Consider the following 17,805-nt stretch of genomic DNA (forward strand, 5'->3'; position numbering starts at 1 on the left):
CTTTCCGGCGATTATTCCGGTACCGGCACTTCGGGCAGGGGTTCGGGGTTGGTGATCGCGCCGATTGCGATCTTGTGTTCCACGCCGGCCGCTACTTCGGCCACGCGGGCTTCGGTGGCGGCCTTGTCGTACTTCCCTTCGGTCAGGCAGGCGTTGACGGCGCGACGATGGGTGACGCCGGCATGGACGAAGGTGACCGGAACGGTGTTGGTCTTCGCGTCAAACTTGCCGATGGTGGTCTTCATGAGGGGTTCCTTTGCGGGGGGAAATCAGCGGCCGATGGCGCGCCACATGATGCCGGATGCGTTCGCCGTGCCGGTGGCGTCCTGCATCATCAGGGTCACCTTGCTCAGCGTGTTGGACTTGTACTGACACCAGATGTCGGCGGTGCCGGTGGTGTTGCCGCCGGCGTTGATCGGCAGCGCTTCCACGCAAACGGAATCCGCATCGGTGAACGCGATCGGCAGGTCGATGTCGTAGGCGCCCTGATAGACGGTGGCGTTGTAGCGCCCCCACTGTTCGATCACGAAACCGCCGTTGCCGTCGGGCAACTTGCGCCATTGCCCGTTCGCGTTGCTGCCCGACAAATGATAGTCCGCGATGTGCTGGGCTGGCGTCTTGCCGCGCCACAGATCGGCATCGAGGCCGGAGCCGGCGCCATCGTTGCCGGCGTGCCAGACGGCGTTGCCACCGGCCAGAAAGCCTACGCGGGCGTTGACCAGGCCATCGCCGCCGATCCACCATTGCGCAACGTTGTCTACCGCCGTGAGCCACACATTGGTGGCTTTTATGAACATCAGGTGGTCGTTGCTGTCACCGAACAGCACCATGTTGCCGCCGGATTGCCCCAAATAGACGTTTGCCGCATCAATGATCGCAACAGTTGGTGCAGCGATACCACCCGCGAAGGTTTCGCCCGCCTTGTTCGCCGGCGTGTAGCCAAGCCGCGCCGGGATATTGGCGTAATAGCTGCCATGCTGACCATCGAGCAGATCGGCGTCGATGCCGGAGCCGGAGCCGTCGTTGCCCGCGTGCCAGACCGTGTTGCCGCTCCATAGTAGCGTGCCAGACTGGTACATCGCCAGCGCGCGCGCGAACGTGCCGGCAGTATCGAACAGGGCGATGGTAACCGCTTCATAAGCCGGATCGTAATACATCACCGTCCGCTCCTGGCCGGTGGATGCCACGCGCCAGACATAGGATGGGAAGGCGGAGATGCTGTAGAAGCCGGGAGCGGTGACCGTGCCGGAAAAGTTCTGCCCGGCGGCATTGGCAGGGGTGTAGCCAAGCCGCGCCGGGATGTTGGCGTAATAGGCCCCGTGCTGACCATCCAACATATCTGCGTCGAGGCCGGAGCCCGATCCGTCCTGCGCCAGCAGCCAGCCAAGGATGGCGGCCTTGGCGGCGGCGGGCGTGAGGGCGCGTAGAGCGTCGATGCCGGCTTGCGCTTCGGCCACGGTGGCCAACTCCACCACGCCCTGCCGTTCGGTGGTGGCAGGCGGGTTGGCGAAGCTGGCATCGCCGAAGGTGATCGAGGCCGCATCGATGTCTGCGAAGATCACGTCGATCGAGAGCAGCGCGATCGAGGCGGCAACCTTTTCGAGAATCGGGGCGGCCTGGCCATAGATGGCGAACAGGGTGCCATCCGCCAGATAGAGGCCGAAGGCGCGGAGCGAATAGACATCGACGCTTTCGTCCATCGCGGTGACGTGGATGGTATCGTCGGCCACCACGTCCCCGGCGATGGAGCCGGTGCGCTTCAGTTCGCCGGCCAGCGCCGTCATGGTGGGGGCGGGCACGATCGCGGTGGCGGACAGGCCGATCTGCGCGATGGTGACCGGGGCGGTGCCGGTGTTCTGCGCGTTGACGATGGCGGCGCGCCCGGCGTTGGTGATCGTGATGGTGAAGGCCATGGGGGCGGCTCCGGATCAGGCGGCGATACAGGGCAAGCGGGCATACGTGGCGGCGCGGCCCATGGCCCGCAGGCCAAGGCGCCCGCGCGCCGAAAGGCCCACGGTGAAATCGAAATGGGATCGCGCCGGCTTGGTGCGGGCGACTTCGGAAATGACCGCATCGATGAATTCCGCGCCGGGCACGGCATCGCTCTGCCCGCCCAGCGAGACGGTGAGCGAGAAGGTATGCGGCGTGGCCGGTGGCGTCTTTTCCCACCATTCGCGGATGACCACGTTGCCGCCGAAGCTGTTGACCACGTCGGCGACCGATTGGCGCGTGCCCTTGCGCCGCTGGATGGCGATGGCGGAGGCGACGCGGGCGCGGCGGATGTTCAGCGGCCAGGCGGAATCCCACTGATCGATGGACAGCGCCCAGGCGAGCCACGGCAGCACGGCCTCGGGGCAATCCTGCGGCGACCAGAGCGCGCGGAAGGGTGTGTCGATCGCGCCCAGGCGGATCTGTGCCAGCAGATCAAGCGCACGTTCCAGCGGGGTGGCATTGGGCGGTAGCAGAGAGGCGGTTGTGAGTGCGATGGTCATTCGCCCACGCCTCCATCGGTGATCGTCACGCCGGTGCAGTTGCCAGCCTGCTGGCGCGTGATCGGGATATCGGCGGGCGGGCTGGCCAGTGCCACGTTCTGCACGCCTTCAGGGCATAGAGCGGCGATGATGCCGGCGCGGGTCACGTCGCGGCCAAGGCGGCGGGCATTGGCTTGATAGGTGGCAAGGCGCGATTGGGCGAGCGCCAGCACGATGGCGCGATCGGGACCGGCGAAGAAGGTGAGCGTGGCCTCTACCGCGTAATCCACGATGTCCGCCGCCTGCACGGTGACGTGATCGGTCATCGGCCGCACGCTGTCATCGGTCAGCCGCGCTTCCACCGCTGCCAGCACGGCGGGCGCGGGCGTGCCGTCTCCGCTGCGCGAAAGCACGGTGACCACCACTTCGCCGGGATCGGGGCTGGTGGCCGATGCGTCGATCACATCGGCATCGGCGGACAGGGCGTGGAAAATATAGGCGCCTTCCGGCCCGGCCACCGAATAACCTTCGGGAGCGAGGACGATGCGGCGGCGGAAATCGTCATCGCTTTCCAGCACGGCGGCGGTGCCGGTCAGCGGATCGGCAGGGGTGATGATGAAGCGTTCGACGCCGAACAGCGCGCCCAGATTGTCGAGGTCCGCGCCCAGGGCATAGGCGACCATCACGGCGCGGGCGGTGTCGTTCCCGCGCTGGCGCAGGTCCAGCTCGCGATAGCTGAACAGTTCCACCAGTTTGACCAGGGGATCGCTTTCGACGATCGCGCTAAAGCCGGGCCATGCTGCGGCAAGCCAGGCGAGATTGCTGGCACGGATCGTTTCGAAATCCAGCGCCTCGATTACGTCGGGCGGGGGGAGGCGGGACAGATCGACCCCGGTGAAGCTGTCTGAAGCGATGGCCATGCGTCCACATCGGACGGCGGTGGCGATCTGCTCAACGCCCGCGCGTTGTTACCGAAATTCCGACAACGCGGCCCCGGTGCGGCGAGAAATGCGATCCGCCAGCGTAAGGGCATGCAAGACATCACCCCCCGCATCGCCCTGGAATTGATCTGCCATGAAGGCGTGGTCCGCGAAGCCTATCGCGACAGCGCGGGTGTGTGGACATGGAGCGTAGGCATCACCAATGCATCCGGCCACCGGGTGTTTCCGCGCTACAAGGACAATCCGCAACCGATCGAGCGGTGCATCGCGATTTACCTGTGGCTGCTGCGCACAAAATACCTGCCGCCGGTATTGGCGGCGTTCGGCGGGGCAGAGCCGACCGAGGCCCAGCTTGGTGCCGCCCTCTCGTTCCACTGGAATACCGGCGCGATCGCGCGGGCGAGCTGGATCAGGCGCTTCGTGGCGGGAGATATCGCGGGCGCGCGCGCTTCGATGCTCGATTGGGCGAAGCCCGCCGATCTTCTGCCGCGACGCAAGCGTGAGCAGGCGCTGTTCTTCGATGGGGTGTGGAGCGGCGACGGAACGGCGTTGATCTACGAGGTTGCGAAGCCGCGCTATACCCCCGTTGGCCCGCGCCGGACGGACATTCGCCAGATGGTCGCAATGGCCATGGAGGAACGGCCATGAACTGGTGGGGCGACAAGGCCCCGCGCTGGGCAATCGTGGTTGCAACCCTGCTGCTTGCGGGACTGGCGCTGGCATTCGTTCTGGAGCTGGGGAGCAAGGCCCGATCGGAGCAAGTGCGCGCGAAGCTGGAGACCGGGCGCGCTGATGCCGCCGTCGCTTCCGGCCGGGACGCTGCGGATACTGTGGGCCGTGCCGCATCCGGCGAAGCCATCATCGATTCCATCAACCGGGAGAACGAGCGTGCCATCCGTTCCGCACCGGGCGCGCATGCGCCCGTGGATCCTGCTGTCCATGATGCCGGCGTTGCCAGCCTGTGTCGCTTCGCCACCTATCGCAGCACCAAGGACTGCATGCAGTTCACTCCTCCCCGATGACTGGCTGCCGGGCGTGGCCGGGGCGCCGCTGCCTGGCGCGCGCGAAGTGGCGGACTGGATCGCGTTCGGTTCGGCCCAGACCGGCCAGCTCGACAAGGCGAACGACCGGTATCGCGCGGCAGCCGGCATCATCGCCCGTTGCGAGTTGCGCGACCGGGAGGCCGTGAAGCGCGCAAGCACCCGAAAATTTCCTGGCCTGTTTTGACCGGAGCTTTCCGATGAAGGACCTTTTTACCTGGATAAAGGACACCCTGTGGGCGCCATCGCGGCGGCCCTATGCCGTCGATCCCAGCGACACGGTAGCGCTGCCCTATCTGCCGAAGGGCATCTATGTGGGCGGTGGCGGGGATGTGACGCTGCGCGGTATGGATAGCGACGGGGACGTGACCTATCGCAACCTGGCCGATGGCAGCTACATCGCCGTTCGCGCTCGATACGTCCGGAAGACCGGCACCACCGCCACCTTTCTGATCGCGGAAGCCTGATCGATGCGGCGCCTGTCAGGCAACGGCGGCGGAAGCGCACCCCGCGCGCGAACCGTTGCGTTCACCGTGGCATCGAAGACCGGATTGCTGGCCACCGTTTCGGGGTTTGGCCTGCTGGCGCCGATTGCGTTTGTCAAAACCGGCGGTAACGCGAACCTTGCGATTAACGCGGGAACCGGTGGGATCAGCGCCACCGCCGCGATTGCGGCGGGCGCATCGCAATCGCTTACCGGGACCGCAACCGGCGCCGACGGATGCGTGATCCCGTTCACGGCCGTTCTGACCGGGCGATACGCGATTACTTTCGCCCCCCTGTCCGCGACGATTTCCACAGTGACCGCTGCGGGTACCCAGGTGGCGGCGATCAACGGCGTGCCGCCCGGTTCCGTGCCCACAGTCACGCCGAACGATGGCCGGTTCGTCATTGGCGGCAGCGAGGCCGCTGGCTGGAGGCTCTTGCGCGGCCTGTCCGATGTCAGTGTGGGCACGGTAGAACTGACGATCGCGGCGGCCGGCGCGCAAAGCGGCGTGGTGGCTGTCACGGTCACGCTGCCGGCTGCGGCCGACTACGTGGTTTCCAGCGATGCCGAATGGGACGCGGTGTTCGCCAATTCCGCTGCGACGCTGGCGGGCAAGACGGTGGAGATCGTCGGCGGCGCGTTTACCCAGCGCACGATCGCTGGCAAGGATTTCACGGCGGCCGGTGCGCCCCTGACGCTTCGTTCGCGCAATGCCACCGCCAAGCTGCCGTCGCTGCTATTGAGCGGTGTGGTGCGCGGCCTCAACACGATCGGCCTCAATCTTCAGATGACCGGGTGGCCGGCGCGCTACGCCGGGTGCGTCCAGTTCGGGACCGGCACCTACAACGTGGCGTTCCATGATTGTACGTTCCGCCACGGGTATGGCGCCAATCAAGTCGATTTCGACATGACGGCGACCTATCCCGAATACGAACGCGTCAACAACGTCTACACTGCCAGCACCGTTTCTCAGGCCTTTGCCCTGACGTGGAAAGACCCGACGCGCTCAGGTGGCTGGATCGAGTTCTTCAATCGCGGTTCCAGCGCCGTGTATGTCGCTGCGGGTACCAGCAGCGTTGTGGCGACGACCGGTTCCACACTGGTGCCAGCGGGCGGCTATGCCCGCATCTCGTCCGGTGTCAGCCCACAGACAACGACGCACGTCGCGGTCATGGCCGCCTCAGGCACCAGCGAGTTCAACGCCCGCACCGAGATCGGCATGGCCGAGTATCTCGCCTATGCCTTCTCGGCGAGCGGGGCGGCGGTGATGGAGCGGATCGACATCGTCGGGAACACGTTCCGCGATCTGCTGAACGGCGTGAAGGGCATCGGCACGCCCAGCTTCGCGGTGGTCATGGATAATGACCTGGACCGCATTTACATGGACCTGATCTCGTTCGCGCCGAAGCCGGGCACGGGCGTGGCGCACGTCTATCGCAACCTGATGACGGTGCCGTTCGCCTCGCAGGGCATCGCGGAAGGCCTGACCGGTGACGCCAGAGACCCGCACGGTGATGCGTTTCAGGGCTTTGGGGATGGCTCAGCCACGATCAGGAACGTGTTCTCGGCCGGCAATATCACCCTCCGTCCTCCCACCCGGAACCTTTCGGGCGATGTCTCCCAGGGCATGTTCTGGTCGGACAACGACAACGTGCCTTCCTACGACAACGTATTCTCGATCGCCGATGCCTGGCTGGGCGGGAATACCAACGCGATCAATTGCGGCGAGGCAGCCTATCCCGCCGGAAATCTGATGGTCTATGGCGTCACCGCCATCAACACGAGGGACATTGCCGGCGGAGCCTCTGCGGTCCGCATGAACACCGACGGCAACTACAATGTGTACATTGCCTCGGTTGTCACCCAGTCGATTCTGACGGACAACAAGCCCTACAGTCAGGACCGTGTCGTCAATGTCCGCACGGCCGCAAATCCGGCCGCTGTGTTCCCGAACATCGCTGCAGTTCCGGCCGCCAGGACACGGGAACAGGTTCTTGCGGCCATCACGACTGCGGCGGAAGGCGCGGGCCTTGGCGCCGCCGCCTGCCAGTCGGCTGTTGACTGGACGACGACCGACTATGCCGCCGTCATTCAATGGCAGAACATCCCGAGCGGCGTGTTCTGGCGGCCGCAGACCGGTGCGGACATCGGGGCGACCTACACGCTGCCAAAGTGCAAGGTTCTGAACCGGCGCGCCTCGCAGGCGATTACCGTTGACGCGGGGTTGGAGTGGCAGTCGTATGCCTCTGACGGGGTGACGGTTGTCCAGGCATGGACCAGTGCGCCGGGGACGGTCTCGCCGGACCAGTACGTTTCCATCCGGGGGGCCGCCTCTGCATCCGGGGCAACCGCCGTTGCGTTCAGCTACTCCGTCAACGGGTTCGCGCATTCGGTGTCGGTCAAGACCAAGGCGGCCGCGCCCTCGCAGTATCTGACGCTGGGATCGCTCAGCCGCTTTCAGGACCCGGCAGGAGCGATGCCGGCGAACGTCTCCAAGATCGAATGGCGCGGCCAGTTCTATTTCCCGGCGCTGCCCAGTGCCTCGGCCAAGTTCTTCCTGCTGAGCAGTTCGTCTGCTGATCTGGAGTACATTACGTCCGGGGGCGGGCGGTTCAGAGCGAGCGTGAAGGACAGCGCGGGCGCCACGAACCTGAGCCAAGTGGCGTTCGGTCCTGCCGCCCCGTTTGCGACCGCCACATGGTATGAAGTCTCTTACGTGGTGGATTACGCGAACAACAAGGTGACGCTGACGATCAACAACGTCTCCTACGATCTGCCGTTTGCCACCGCCAGCACGACCGGCCTCGCTCCATCAACCAGGTATCTGCTGGCGCTGGCTTCGGGTACTTTGACGCCGGTGCCTGCCGGCACCCGCGTGGCCAACCTTGCCGTCTATCTCAACGATGCTCTGTACAAGCAGTTCTCCAACGTGCCGGCGACGGCCAATACTGACGCATGGAAGCTGGGCGCGGATTTCGTGTGATCGAGCACGACGTCAGGCAGGTGATAGAGGCGACCGACGGCTTCCGAAGAATCCGGAACCTTGATTGAAAGGCAGGAATGGCGGGGGGAAGCTGCCACTACTGCCCCGTAAGAACAGCCTCCGCCGCTTCGCCGCTCATCAAGAGTTTAATGCCAGCGCGGAAGGCGTCGAGGTCTGGGTAGTTGGTGAGGAACCTGCCCCGCACGCGGTTTTGAGGTTCATAATCGTCAGCGATCTCGAATCGAACCAGTAGATCGCCGCGTTTGTTGGCCCGAGCGATCTCAAGGCGCAGAACAAGGTCGTCACCTTCCTGCATGTTGAAGCCCCACTGGACAGCGATTGGTTTTTCCGCAGTGATCGGAAACACGTCTAGCGCCTCGCCGAACTCTTTCACGTCCTGCCATTGAACCCAAAAGCCTCCCTTGCCAGAAAAGCGTTCGGTTTCGACGGCGACAGACAAACGACCGAAGTCGTCCCTCAGCTTGGTAGCATCGAAGAAGCTTGAATCGTATTGGTATTGGAGGGTCAGCCTGCTCATGTTTCCTTAGTCGCAGGTCAAGCGAACGCCCGCAACTGGGCGTCTCCGGAAAGGCCGCAAATCGAATCCATTTGCAATGTTCTGCCGTCGCGAGAACGCGGAACAGGTATCCGCGATCAGCGCTCGATCGACTGTAGCGCCCGTTCCATGATCAGATCGCGATCGTCTGCCGAAATACCAAGAAGCCGTCTGGCGGCATAACGGGTGCGGATGGAGTTGGGGATGCGGCGGTCCACGAGCGCTTCACCGCCGAAGTGATGTTCGGCAGCGGTCTGCGCGACGCGGGGTTTGAAGCCGATCTCCAGTTCATCGGGACGCACCCGCATGGTGGTGTTGCGGACCAGTTCGATCTTCGGGAACATGCGGCCTTTGCGCTTGCGGATACGGCCGCGCCGATCGCGCTGCGATTTGCGTGGCGGCATCGGCATACCATCGGGCTGTACATTGTCGCGCACGCGCCGCGCGTTTGACTGCCGCAAGGCCCTGGCGATAGCGCGAGTGACCTTGAGCCGTTCCCCCGGCGCCAGGCGCGCGAGATAGCCGGCGAGCCACGGCTCGATCGCGCGAAGATCCTTCATGCCAGATCAGGCGGCGCGATGCGCGTACCCTGATGCCAGATCGAGAGGAGCGGACCTTCGTTCGGCCGCAGCGGAACATCATCAGGGAACAGGGTGGCCGGTTCTTCTACCGCTTCCAGCAGCCAGCCACCATCGGGCGCCGGTGAGGCGCGCACCGCCTCATCGAGTGGCAGGACGATCTGCACGTCCCACGACCGGTCATCGAGAATATCGGCTTCGAACGTGAAGCCCGCAGTGGAATTGGCGGCAAGCAGATCCGGCTGATACCGGCGCAGCCAGTCCACCACCACGAACATCAGCACATCGGGATCGTGCGTGAACGCGGTGGCGATCACGGTGAGATCGTAGGACCACATGAAACCGCGTTGCCGGGTTTGCGGGGCACGGATCCGCCCCTTTTCAACGAACATGGCGAGTCGCGCGGGATCGGCAGCGAATTCCGGCAGGATCGCGGCGATTGCAGCGCGCAGGCTGTCCGGCTTCTTCACGGCCGATCGCGCCCGGTCCGATGCCGGTGGCATTCATACCGCCAGGTGTGGCGCAGCGCGGCCGCCAGCGCGGCCACGGCAACGAGAATGCTGATCGCCGTGCAGGCAATAATGACCGCCCTATCCATGGCCGGCTCCGTCTGAAGGGGTATCTGGCGTGGAAGAGGCGGTGCCCATGCCAAGGCGGCGGCGGAACAGCCAGGCCGCGCCATCGAGCAGCAAGGGAAAGCCGATGAAACCCTGCGCCAGCGCAAGCAGCACCGCCGCGACGGGGTTGAGGTGATAGTAGCTGACAAGGACCACCGAAACGGTTGCAAAGGCGGGCAGGGCCGAGACTTCGCAAATGGCGAGCCAGCGCCGACGGCGCGCCCAATGTTCTGCCAGGACAGGATCCGCCGGCGGATCGCCCGCCGTGCCATAGAGCATGATGCCAAGCCGGGCGACGACGACAGTGGTGCTGGCGAACAGCGAGGCCATCCACCAGAAAAAGAATTCGCGCCAGTCGGAGAGGTCGTTGCCCATGAGCCTAGTTCCAGAGGTTTACGGTTTCGAGTGTGGCGGCATTGCTGGCGGGTGGATCGGGAAGCGTGACCATGGTGCCTTCGGCCAGGATCACGCCGGAATCGGCCAGTCCGCGGTTGAGCTCGTAGGCCTGTTCGACGATGCCGCCGGCGGTGGTGCCAAGCGTGCGCCAGCAGATCAGGTCCAGCGTATCGCCCTGGCAGGCGCGGACGACGGAGGGCATCAGATCAGGTCCACGGCGACGCGGGAAACGCCGAGAATATCGCGTACCGCCTGGGTGGCGCGCTTGTGATAATCGGCGGCGGTCAGGTACTGGTTGCCCGCGCGGTTCTGCGCTTCACCGGTGGCGGAGGTGTCGGGAGGCTGATCGAGCAGTTCGGCAGCGGTGGCGAACGTGACTGCCCGCGTCCACAGCACGGTCAAGCGATGGCGGGAGCCGATCTTGCGTTCGGGTTCGATCGCTGCCAGCGAGGCCATGCCATCGGCTTCGTGCGTTGCGCGCCAGGCGGAGAGTTGCCCTTCGATCGTAAGGAGGCCGCCCTCGATCGCGCCGACCAGGCGCGCATGCGTGACAGGCGTGCCCAATTGCAGGGTTTCGCGCAGGGCGTTGCAGTCGATATCGGGCCACCAGCCATCGCCCGGAACGATCGATGCCGGGGGCGAGGCAGGCGAGGGCGGGACGGCGACGAACGACATGGAGGGTCCTTTGGCACGCACGATACCGGGAAGAAGTGGGGGGTGAGGGCGCGGACCCTGTGGCTGTTGCCGCAGATCCGTTCCCGCCCCCCGGCGCGGGTGGCGCAGCTCGTAATTTTATCCGGACGCGAGCTTTTTGCGTTCGCGTTCAAGGCCATCGATCAGTTTCTTGACGCCGCATCCTTCGTTCAGTTCCAGCGCGCGATGGAAGGCGGCCAGCGCCGCATCGATCAGGGCACCCTTGCCGCCGGCGGACGCGCTTTCCGCTTCCGGATCGAAGGCATCGGCACGGGCCTTCAGCGCCAGCCCGATGGCCTTCTTGAGCTTGGCCGAGACCTGCTGGTGCATGTCATGGTCCATGGTGAGCGCGTCGATCGCGAGGAGCGTTTCAAGATCCACGGTTGGTGTGGGGGTGAGCCCGGCGGTCGCCACTTCTTCCGCGATCAGCACGGCGGGCTTGCGCAGATACCGTTCGGGCAGCGCGATACCGGTGCCGAGTACGTAGGCGGCGAGCGGAAGCGCCAGCGCCCAATCGGCGATGTCGATCGACCAGACCAGTACGGTTCCGACAATCTCGTCCTGCGTTCCCGCATTGCCCGCCATCGCGCCTTCGACCCATGGGCGATAGCGGCCGATCATTTCCCGCTTGGCGGCGATCTTGCGCTCGATCGACTGGATGTTGCGCAGAGTGGACAAATCCTGCCCCAGCGCGGCCAGCAGGAACTGGTACTCCGTGGCGACTGGCCCTTCATCGGGCATGGGCGACGCGCCAGGCACATCGGGATCACCCGTGGCGATGGCGGCAAGTGAGCGGAGAAGGTGAGCGCGTGCCGGGGAGTTCATCGGCGGGTTTCCTTGGTTGGTTCCCCTCTCCCGGCGATGGAGAGAGGGGAGGGCGATCGATACCGGCTATCCCGCGCAGCGAGCCGGCTGCGGTCAGACGTTGCGTTCCTTGATGTTTTCCACGAGGCAGGCGTAGTCGAGATCCTCGATGACGTAGGCCTCGTTCGACGAGTTGTAGTCGGTCACCTGATCGAGTTCCGGTTCGTCCCTGATCAGGCGGCGGCGCTTGCCATCCTGGTAGTAGATCGAGAGGTTGTCGAAGCGCGTGATGAACACGGTGCCCGCCGGGAAGCCGGGCACCTGATAGGCCGGCAGTCCGCCGAGGCGCTTGGTGGACATGATCATGTCGCGCGCGATCTGTTCGGTCGGCGCTTCGGCGCTGTTGATCAGCGGAAAATACTTGTCGTGCAGCAGGTCGCCCGAGACCAGCACCACGAGTTCGGTATCTTCCTTCGCCCATTCTGCCAGCAGCGACTGCTTGGCATCCCAGACCAGCGCATCGAGCGTGGCGTAATCGCCATCGGTGCCATAGGTGACCTTGCCGGCTTCCTTGCCGTCGACAATGGCCGACAGCACGCGCGGCGCGTTTTCGGCCCGCATCTTCGCCAGCCACCCGACGTTTACGTCCTGCAGCTTGGGATTGGCGACGCGATCGGTCTGTGCGGCGGCGTGCGTGCCGTTGAAGCCGATCAGGATCCGGTCCAGCGCCACGCGCTTGACGTTGTTATCGCGCCACTTGGTTTCGAAGGTGGGGAACTTCGCCCACTTGTCGACCTTGGCATACTTGATCGCGACATCGAAATTGGTCTGCTTGCATTCATAGCTCCGCCCGTCCTGGGCAGAGGGATCGATGCCGGTGCGGCGGGTGCCGCCAGCGGTGTTGGTGCGGCCGGCGATGGTGCTGCCGATGCCAAGGCCAAGCAGTTCCCCGGTCAGTTCATCGACCGGTTCGATGTTGATCTTCGACAGGAACTCGCTGGATTCCTGCACGCGCTGTTCCAGCTTCTGCTGGACGGACGGTTCGACCGTGAACTTGGCGGTGCCGGCCGTGGCGGGATCGATGCCGTTGAGCAGGGCGATCTGCGAAACCATCGCATAGAATTTGGCCCGGGTAGTGTTCTTCATGAAATGGTCCTCAGGATTGGGAGGGGGGCAGCTCGGGCGGGAATGGGGCGGGCGGGAGCGGGGCGATCAGCAATCGGTCCGTTCGACGTTGCCGCCGCCGGTGGCGGGCGGACGCTGGACGAAATTGCCGGCGGGGCTGCGATCGAGGGTTTCGGCCATGCCGGCGATGGTGGCTTCGATCCTGCCGAACCGGTCGTTGCTGGCCCGAGCCATGGCATCGACGCTGGTGGCCATCTGGGCCATCATCGCGCCGAAGGCGGCAAAGCCGGCCGGATCAGCCGCAAGCGCGGCAGGGGATGCGGACGGGGCGGAGGCAGGCGCGGCGGCGGGAGCGGGAGGGACCGGTTCCGGCTGCGGGGGTGCCGTGAAGCGATCGAAGAAGCCCTTGATCGATGCGAAAACACCGGTGGGATCGGCATCCGTCTGCGTTTCGGCAAAGACCTCCGCCGGAATCTCGTATGCCTGGCAGAACAGGTTCGCCTTGTCCTGCTTGCGCGAGGCGAAGAGATCCGGGTGCTGGGCGGCGAATTCCAGCGTCTGCGTACCGAACGACGCGGGCGAATCCGTGACCGCCATGCCCACAAGATAGGCCTTGCCGGTCCCCCGGCAGTTCTGGCCGATCTCGATGCTGCTGAAGACCTTCTGCTTCTTCTGGTTGAGTGCGCGCAGCGATTCGAGCGGATTGATCGCCGCGAACAGCGCCATCACGCGCTGTGTGGCGTTCCCCACGGGCAGATCGACCTCCTCGGCCTTCACGGCCGTGACATCGCCCAGCATATCGAACGGGCCGCCGGGGATCAGGCCCCGGAAATGTTCGAGATTGACGCGCACGCCATAGAGCTGGGGGTTGAAGGTTTCCGCGCAGTCCATGATGTCCTGCCGCGTGATCTTGCGGCCATCGGTGGTGTCGCCTTCGACTGCTACTCGGAAAAAACGCGGCTGTTGCGCCATCGGGGATACTCCGTCCTCTGATCGTTTTGCTGACCTGCCCTGGCGGGGACGGGCGACCGGCTGACGAGTGGCAGAGGACAGGTTGGCGCGGCGCTTCGCAACGCGGGCGCGTTGTGCCCGCAGATGCGACAACGGGGAAGGGTTAGGCGCGGGCGCCGAGGCTCATAGCGTGCCGGGTATGGAGCTGCCGCCCGACTTCGGAAACGACAACACGACGGACGCTGCCGACGGGGATGTACCTGCCGGCGGTGCCGATGGCGTGCCATCGATTCCGGCGATCGTGGCGCGGCGGATCGAGGCGCGTTCGCTGTACTGGCGGGGCTGGGCGATCAGCCAGATCGCGGAGGAGCTGGATCTACCCTATTCGACGGTGGCGAGCTGGAAAACGCGCGGGCGATGGGATGAGGCCAGCGCGATGCAGCGGGCCGAGGAGGGCACGCTCGAGCGGTACCTGATGCTGGTGGCCAAGGACGGCAAGACCGGCAGCGACTTCAAGGAAATCGACCTGCTGGGCCGGCAGTTCGAGCGGTTCGACCGGCGGCGCAAGTATCAGGATGGCGGCAACGAGGCCGACCTGAACCCCGATCGCGCCAATGGCGCGAAGGCAACCAACGCACGGAAGGAAAAGGCGCGCAACCGCATCACGCCCGAGATGGTTGCGGCGCTGCGCGCGGACTTCGAAGCGAACCTTTACGGGCATCAGGAGACCTGGCTTTCCACGACGCACCTGCGCACGCGGATGCTGCTGAAAAGCCGGCAGATCGGGGCGACCTGGTATTTCGCGCGTGAACGGCTGCTGGTGGCGCTGGAGACCGGCAAGAACCAGATCTTCATTTCGGCGAGCCGGGCGCAGGCCAACATCTTCCGTAACTACATCGTGCAGTGGGTGCAGAAAGTTTGTGGGATTGCGCTGAAGGGCGATCCGATCGTGATCCAGCGTGGCAGCGGCGACGAAAGCGCCACCGAAGCGCAGGAGCCGGTCGAGCTCTATTTTCTGGGCACGAACTATCGCACGGCGCAGGGATATCACGGCGACGTCATCATCGACGAGTGCTTCTGGATCTATGGCTTCGAGGAGCTGTTCAAGGTCGCCAGCGCGATGGCGACGCAGAAGCAGTACACGATCACGCTGTTTTCCACGCCCAGCACGCTGGCCCACGAAGCCTATCCGATGTGGTGCGGCGACCGGTACAACCGGAGGCGCGCCAGGGCGGACAAGGTGCGGATCGAGATCGGGCACGAAGCCTTGCGCGGCGGCGCGATCGGCCCGGACGGCATTTACCGCCAGATCGTTTCGCTCGATGACGCCATCGCGGGCGGATATGACCTGATCGACCGCGCGCAGCTTGTGCTGCAATATGCCGTCGACGAATTCGAGAACCTGTTCGGCTGCGTTTTCCTGGATGACAGCCAGAGCATGTTCCCGTTCCAGATCATGCGTCGGTGCATGGTGGATAGCTGGGACGTATGGCGGGATTTCCAGCCCTATGCCCTGCGGCCCTACGAAGGCGAGGTGTGGCTGGGGTACGATCCCAACGCCAGCGAGAACGGCACGGGCGACGATGCCGCGCTGGTGGCGGTTGCGGCGCCGACCAAGCCGGGCGGCAAGTTCCGCGTGCTGGAAAAGCTTCGGCTGAAGGGCAAGGACTTCGAAGGGCAGGCCGAGGCGGTGAAGGCCATGGCCAGCAAATATACCGTGACCCGCATCGCCATCGACACCACGGGCGCGGGCAAGGCGGTGCACCAGCTGGTGAGCAAGTGGTTCCCGACCGCCGAAGCCATCCATTATTCCGTGCCGGTGAAATCGGCCATGGTGCTGAAGGCCAAGAACGTGATCGCCAATGGCCGCCTGGAATTCGACGCCGGGTGGATGGACGTGATGCAGGCCTTCATGGCGATCCGCCCGGAAATCACCAAGCACGGCGTTTCCTATGTCGCGAGCCGGGCCGGCGGCGTGGGGCATGCCGATCTGGCGTGGGCGATCATGCATGCGCTCTATTTCGAACCGCTGGACAGCAGCGAGCCTGTCGGCGGTGGTTCTACCGTGGAGATCTTCTGATGAGCGAGCCAGATACCGTGCCGGTGCAGGCCGATGCCTTCACCTTTGGCGAGCCGGTGCCGGTGCTGGACAGACGTGAGGTGTTCGACTTCTTCGAAGTGGCGCACAATGGCCGATGGTATGAACCGCCGGTGTCGCAGGCGGGGCTTGGCCGCGCCTATCGCATGGCGCCGCACCACCAGTCCGCCATCCTGCTCAAGCGCAACCTGCTGGTGGCGAGCTTCGAGCCGACGCGGTGGCTGTCCAAGACCGATTTCGCCCGGTTCGCGCTCGACTGGCTGGTGTTCGGCAATGCCTATCTCCAGTCGGTGCCGAATCTGGCCGGGGGGACGGCGCTGCTGAAGCCTTCCCCGGCACCATGGACGCGCGTGGGGCTGAAGCCTGATCAGTTCTTCTATGTGCAGCCGGGCCGCTTCATGGCCGATGCGCTGGAATATCAGCCGGGCGCGGTGTTCCACCTGATGGAGCCGGACCCGATGCAGGAGATCTACGGGATGCCGGAGTATCTCTCCGCCCTGCAATCCGGCCTGCTGAACGAGAGCGCCACGCTGTTCCGCCGCAAATACTACCTCAACGGCAGCCATGCGGGCTTCATCCTCTATATCGGTGAGGAAGGGCTGAACAACGCGGACAGCGACAAGATCCGTGAAGCGCTGAAAGAGTCCAAGGGGCCGGGCAACTTCCGCAACCTGTACCTCCATATTCCCAAGGGGAAGGAAAAGGGCGTGCAGGTGATCCCCATCGCCGAGCTGGGGGCCAAGGACGAATTCCTAGGCATCAAGGAAGTGACGCGGGACGACATGCTGGCCGCGCACCGTGTGCCGCCGCAACTGTTGGGCATCGTGCCCAAGAATGCGGCGGGATTTGGCAATGTGAACGACGCGGCGCGAACCTTCTACCAGATGGAGATCGTGCCGATCCTGATGCGCATGCTGGAAGTGAACGACTGGCTGCGCAAGCCGGCGATCGTGACCAAGGAACCCGATTTCGTGCAGGTGGCGCAGGCGGCAGCCTGACCTTCTGCAACCGGCATTCCCGCCCGTGAGGCGGGGGCAGGGCTGCTGGAACAGCCCAAGCCGGCGGACTGGACCCGCCATGAACCGACCGACGTCGAATCGGTCATCCCGCCCACCACGTGGCGGCGGGAGCAATTAGTGAACAAATGAGCGGAGTCCAGTCCCCATGCAATGTAATACCCTTGCCGATGCCGCGCAGCTCGATCCCGTCGGCTCCGTGCGCCCGCTTGCCCCGTACATCGGCGGCAAACGGAACCTTGCGAAGCGCCTGGTGGCGCGGATCAACGCGATCCCGCACCGGACCTATGCCGAAGCCTTTGTCGGCATGGGCGGCGTGTTCTTCCGCCGCGATCGGCGCCCGCCAAGCGAAGTGATCAACGACTGGTCGGAAGACGTTTCCACGTTCTTCCGCGTGATCCAGCACCACTATGTGCCCTTCCTCGACATGATCCGCTTCCAGATCACGAGCCGGGCGGGCTTCGACAAGCTGGCGGCGCTGGACCCGGCATCGTTGACCGATTTGCAGCGATCGGCGCGGTTCCTGTATCTGCAGCGCCTGGCGTTCGGGGGGAAGGTTGCCGGGCGTCATTTCGGCGTCAATCCGCCCGCGCCGGGGCGGTTCGACATGACCAAGCTGGGGCCGATGATCGAAGCCGTGCACGAGCGGCTTGCCGGCGTGGTGATCGAGCGTTTGCCCTGGGCGGATTTCCTTGCCCGGTATGACCGTGAGGGGACGCTGTTCTACCTCGATCCGCCGTATTTCGGGTGCGAGGGCGACTATGGCCGGGATCTATTCGACCGGGGCCAGTTCGAGGCCATGGCCGAAGTGCTGCGCGGATTGAGCGGGCGGTTTCTGCTTTCGCTGAACGACCATCCCGAAGTGCGGCGGATCTTCGCGGGCTTCACCTTCGACGTGGAGGACGTGCGCTATCAGGTGGGCGGGATGGACCGCAGCAAGATGGTGCGGGAGGTGATTATTTCGCAGTGATGGTGCCGGGCCGGCGAGGGGGGCGCCGGCTTGCCTCTATGTGAAAATTCTATGGATCAAACAGAGAAACTGGAAGCCA

22 protein-coding genes are annotated in these 17,805 nt (G+C 64.7%); 8 read left to right on the plus strand and 14 right to left on the minus strand.

All coding sequences use genetic code 11. The annotated features are described in order from the left end of the window. Positions 1–11: 11 nt before the first annotated feature. The 4 genes from B3547_RS01370 to B3547_RS01385 are packed head-to-tail and all read right to left on the minus strand — an operon-like array spanning position 12 to position 3,391. Positions 12–245 carry a hypothetical protein gene (locus B3547_RS01370; RefSeq protein WP_292959688.1) on the minus strand — a complete coding sequence of 78 codons (234 nt, stop codon included), beginning with the start codon at positions 243–245 and terminating at the stop codon, positions 12–14. Positions 246–269: 24 nt separating this feature from the next. Further along, positions 270–1,913 carry a gp53-like domain-containing protein gene (locus B3547_RS01375; RefSeq protein ID WP_292959689.1) on the minus strand — a complete coding sequence of 548 codons (1,644 nt, stop codon included), beginning with the start codon at positions 1,911–1,913 and terminating at the stop codon, positions 270–272. 15 nt (positions 1,914–1,928) lie between these two features. Continuing rightward, positions 1,929–2,492 carry a phage tail protein I gene (locus tag B3547_RS01380; protein ID WP_292959690.1) on the minus strand — a complete coding sequence of 188 codons (564 nt, stop codon included), beginning with the start codon at positions 2,490–2,492 and terminating at the stop codon, positions 1,929–1,931. Next, complete coding sequence (locus tag B3547_RS01385; protein ID WP_292959691.1) at positions 2,489–3,391, minus strand: baseplate assembly protein; 903 nt, start codon at positions 3,389–3,391, stop codon at positions 2,489–2,491. Before B3547_RS01385 ends, B3547_RS01380 begins: the two co-directional genes overlap by 4 nt. Before the next feature lie 111 nt (positions 3,392–3,502). On the opposite strand from B3547_RS01385, the gene B3547_RS01390 reads away from it, so the two are divergent. The 5 genes from B3547_RS01390 to B3547_RS01410 are packed head-to-tail and all read left to right on the plus strand — an operon-like array spanning position 3,503 to position 7,922. After that, on the plus strand, positions 3,503–4,060 hold the full coding sequence (locus B3547_RS01390) for a lysozyme (protein ID WP_292959692.1): 558 nt from the start codon (positions 3,503–3,505) through the stop codon (positions 4,058–4,060). Next, complete coding sequence (locus tag B3547_RS01395) at positions 4,057–4,434, plus strand: hypothetical protein (RefSeq protein ID WP_292959693.1); 378 nt, start codon at positions 4,057–4,059, stop codon at positions 4,432–4,434. Before B3547_RS01390 ends, B3547_RS01395 begins: the two co-directional genes overlap by 4 nt. 13 nt (positions 4,435–4,447) lie before the next feature. Further along, on the plus strand, positions 4,448–4,639 hold the full coding sequence (locus tag B3547_RS01400; protein WP_292959694.1) for a hypothetical protein: 192 nt from the start codon (positions 4,448–4,450) through the stop codon (positions 4,637–4,639). 13 nt (positions 4,640–4,652) lie between these two features. Next, positions 4,653–4,919: a spike base protein, RCAP_Rcc01079 family gene (locus B3547_RS01405; protein WP_292959695.1), complete on the plus strand. Its 267-nt coding sequence runs from the start codon at positions 4,653–4,655 to the stop codon at positions 4,917–4,919. A 3-nt stretch (positions 4,920–4,922) separates the two neighbouring features. Next, positions 4,923–7,922: a hypothetical protein gene (locus B3547_RS01410; protein WP_292959696.1), complete on the plus strand. Its 3,000-nt coding sequence runs from the start codon at positions 4,923–4,925 to the stop codon at positions 7,920–7,922. A 97-nt stretch (positions 7,923–8,019) separates the two neighbouring features. Here the strand turns inward: B3547_RS01410 and B3547_RS01415 are convergent, their stop codons facing one another. From B3547_RS01415 to B3547_RS01460, 10 genes are all read right to left on the minus strand, one after another. Further along, positions 8,020–8,460 (minus strand): hypothetical protein, encoded by a 441-nt coding sequence (locus B3547_RS01415; protein WP_292959697.1) that lies wholly within the window; start codon positions 8,458–8,460, stop codon positions 8,020–8,022. Between the two features lie 116 nt (positions 8,461–8,576). Next, positions 8,577–9,038 carry a phage virion morphogenesis protein gene (locus B3547_RS01420; RefSeq protein ID WP_292959698.1) on the minus strand — a complete coding sequence of 154 codons (462 nt, stop codon included), beginning with the start codon at positions 9,036–9,038 and terminating at the stop codon, positions 8,577–8,579. After that, positions 9,035–9,526, minus strand: coding sequence for a phage tail protein (locus B3547_RS01425; RefSeq protein WP_292959699.1), 492 nt, complete (start codon positions 9,524–9,526; stop codon positions 9,035–9,037). Before B3547_RS01425 ends, B3547_RS01420 begins: the two co-directional genes overlap by 4 nt. Then, complete coding sequence (locus B3547_RS01430) at positions 9,523–9,654, minus strand: hypothetical protein (RefSeq protein ID WP_292959700.1); 132 nt, start codon at positions 9,652–9,654, stop codon at positions 9,523–9,525. Before B3547_RS01430 ends, B3547_RS01425 begins: the two co-directional genes overlap by 4 nt. Beyond that, complete coding sequence (locus B3547_RS01435; RefSeq protein WP_292959701.1) at positions 9,647–10,048, minus strand: hypothetical protein; 402 nt, start codon at positions 10,046–10,048, stop codon at positions 9,647–9,649. The genes B3547_RS01430 and B3547_RS01435 overlap by 8 nt, the downstream gene beginning before the upstream one ends. A 4-nt stretch (positions 10,049–10,052) precedes the next feature. Continuing rightward, entirely contained in the window at positions 10,053–10,271 is a 219-nt protein-coding gene (locus B3547_RS01440) for a tail protein X (RefSeq protein WP_292959702.1), read from the minus strand. Continuing rightward, positions 10,271–10,744, minus strand: coding sequence for a head completion/stabilization protein (locus B3547_RS01445; RefSeq protein ID WP_292959703.1), 474 nt, complete (start codon positions 10,742–10,744; stop codon positions 10,271–10,273). Before B3547_RS01445 ends, B3547_RS01440 begins: the two co-directional genes overlap by 1 nt. 117 nt (positions 10,745–10,861) lie before the next feature. After that, on the minus strand, positions 10,862–11,587 hold the full coding sequence (gene gpM, locus B3547_RS01450; RefSeq protein ID WP_292959704.1) for a phage terminase small subunit: 726 nt from the start codon (positions 11,585–11,587) through the stop codon (positions 10,862–10,864). Between the two features lie 93 nt (positions 11,588–11,680). Further along, positions 11,681–12,712 (minus strand): phage major capsid protein, P2 family, encoded by a 1,032-nt coding sequence (locus tag B3547_RS01455; protein ID WP_292959705.1) that lies wholly within the window; start codon positions 12,710–12,712, stop codon positions 11,681–11,683. A 66-nt stretch (positions 12,713–12,778) separates the two neighbouring features. Further along, the gene (locus tag B3547_RS01460) at positions 12,779–13,663 is read right to left on the minus strand and encodes a GPO family capsid scaffolding protein (protein ID WP_292959706.1); all 885 of its coding nucleotides are present in this window, start codon (positions 13,661–13,663) and stop codon (positions 12,779–12,781) included. A 178-nt stretch (positions 13,664–13,841) separates the two neighbouring features. Here B3547_RS01460 and B3547_RS01465 point away from each other — a divergent pair, with 178 nt between their 5' ends. The 3 genes from B3547_RS01465 to B3547_RS01475 all read left to right on the plus strand — a co-directional run bounded on the left by B3547_RS01465 (position 13,842) and on the right by B3547_RS01475 (position 17,726). Further along, positions 13,842–15,722, plus strand: coding sequence for a terminase large subunit domain-containing protein (locus B3547_RS01465; RefSeq protein WP_292959729.1), 1,881 nt, complete (start codon positions 13,842–13,844; stop codon positions 15,720–15,722). After that, positions 15,722–16,738 carry a phage portal protein gene (locus B3547_RS01470; RefSeq protein WP_292959707.1) on the plus strand — a complete coding sequence of 339 codons (1,017 nt, stop codon included), beginning with the start codon at positions 15,722–15,724 and terminating at the stop codon, positions 16,736–16,738. Before B3547_RS01465 ends, B3547_RS01470 begins: the two co-directional genes overlap by 1 nt. A 166-nt stretch (positions 16,739–16,904) precedes the next feature. After that, positions 16,905–17,726 (plus strand): DNA adenine methylase, encoded by an 822-nt coding sequence (locus B3547_RS01475; protein ID WP_292959708.1) that lies wholly within the window; start codon positions 16,905–16,907, stop codon positions 17,724–17,726. Positions 17,727–17,805 lie beyond the last annotated feature (79 nt).

The sequence above is a fragment of the Novosphingobium sp. UBA1939 genome (assembly GCF_002336885.1).
Lineage (GTDB): Bacteria > Pseudomonadota > Alphaproteobacteria > Sphingomonadales > Sphingomonadaceae > Novosphingobium.

Excerpts from the sequence above, each read along its gene's own strand:
- B3547_RS01370 (WP_292959688.1), bottom strand. The coding sequence starts at position 245 with ATGAAGACCACCATCGGCAAGTTTGACGCGAAGACCAACACCGTTCCG.
- B3547_RS01375 (WP_292959689.1), bottom strand. The coding sequence starts at position 1,913 with ATGGCCTTCACCATCACGATCACCAACGCCGGGCGCGCCGCCATCGTC.
- B3547_RS01380 (WP_292959690.1), bottom strand. The coding sequence starts at position 2,492 with ATGACCATCGCACTCACAACCGCCTCTCTGCTACCGCCCAATGCCACC.
- B3547_RS01385 (WP_292959691.1), bottom strand. The coding sequence starts at position 3,391 with ATGGCCATCGCTTCAGACAGCTTCACCGGGGTCGATCTGTCCCGCCTC.
- B3547_RS01390 (WP_292959692.1), top strand. The coding sequence starts at position 3,503 with ATGCAAGACATCACCCCCCGCATCGCCCTGGAATTGATCTGCCATGAA.
- B3547_RS01395 (WP_292959693.1), top strand. The coding sequence starts at position 4,057 with ATGAACTGGTGGGGCGACAAGGCCCCGCGCTGGGCAATCGTGGTTGCA.
- B3547_RS01405 (WP_292959695.1), top strand. The coding sequence starts at position 4,653 with ATGAAGGACCTTTTTACCTGGATAAAGGACACCCTGTGGGCGCCATCG.
- B3547_RS01410 (WP_292959696.1), top strand. The coding sequence starts at position 4,923 with ATGCGGCGCCTGTCAGGCAACGGCGGCGGAAGCGCACCCCGCGCGCGA.
- B3547_RS01415 (WP_292959697.1), bottom strand. The coding sequence starts at position 8,460 with ATGAGCAGGCTGACCCTCCAATACCAATACGATTCAAGCTTCTTCGAT.
- B3547_RS01420 (WP_292959698.1), bottom strand. The coding sequence starts at position 9,038 with ATGAAGGATCTTCGCGCGATCGAGCCGTGGCTCGCCGGCTATCTCGCG.
- B3547_RS01430 (WP_292959700.1), bottom strand. The coding sequence starts at position 9,654 with ATGGATAGGGCGGTCATTATTGCCTGCACGGCGATCAGCATTCTCGTT.
- B3547_RS01435 (WP_292959701.1), bottom strand. The coding sequence starts at position 10,048 with ATGGGCAACGACCTCTCCGACTGGCGCGAATTCTTTTTCTGGTGGATG.
- B3547_RS01440 (WP_292959702.1), bottom strand. The coding sequence starts at position 10,271 with ATGCCCTCCGTCGTCCGCGCCTGCCAGGGCGATACGCTGGACCTGATC.
- B3547_RS01445 (WP_292959703.1), bottom strand. The coding sequence starts at position 10,744 with ATGTCGTTCGTCGCCGTCCCGCCCTCGCCTGCCTCGCCCCCGGCATCG.
- gpM (WP_292959704.1), bottom strand. The coding sequence starts at position 11,587 with ATGAACTCCCCGGCACGCGCTCACCTTCTCCGCTCACTTGCCGCCATC.
- B3547_RS01455 (WP_292959705.1), bottom strand. The coding sequence starts at position 12,712 with ATGAAGAACACTACCCGGGCCAAATTCTATGCGATGGTTTCGCAGATC.
- B3547_RS01460 (WP_292959706.1), bottom strand. The coding sequence starts at position 13,663 with ATGGCGCAACAGCCGCGTTTTTTCCGAGTAGCAGTCGAAGGCGACACC.
- B3547_RS01465 (WP_292959729.1), top strand. The coding sequence starts at position 13,842 with ATGGAGCTGCCGCCCGACTTCGGAAACGACAACACGACGGACGCTGCC.
- B3547_RS01470 (WP_292959707.1), top strand. The coding sequence starts at position 15,722 with ATGAGCGAGCCAGATACCGTGCCGGTGCAGGCCGATGCCTTCACCTTT.
- B3547_RS01475 (WP_292959708.1), top strand. The coding sequence starts at position 16,905 with ATGCAATGTAATACCCTTGCCGATGCCGCGCAGCTCGATCCCGTCGGC.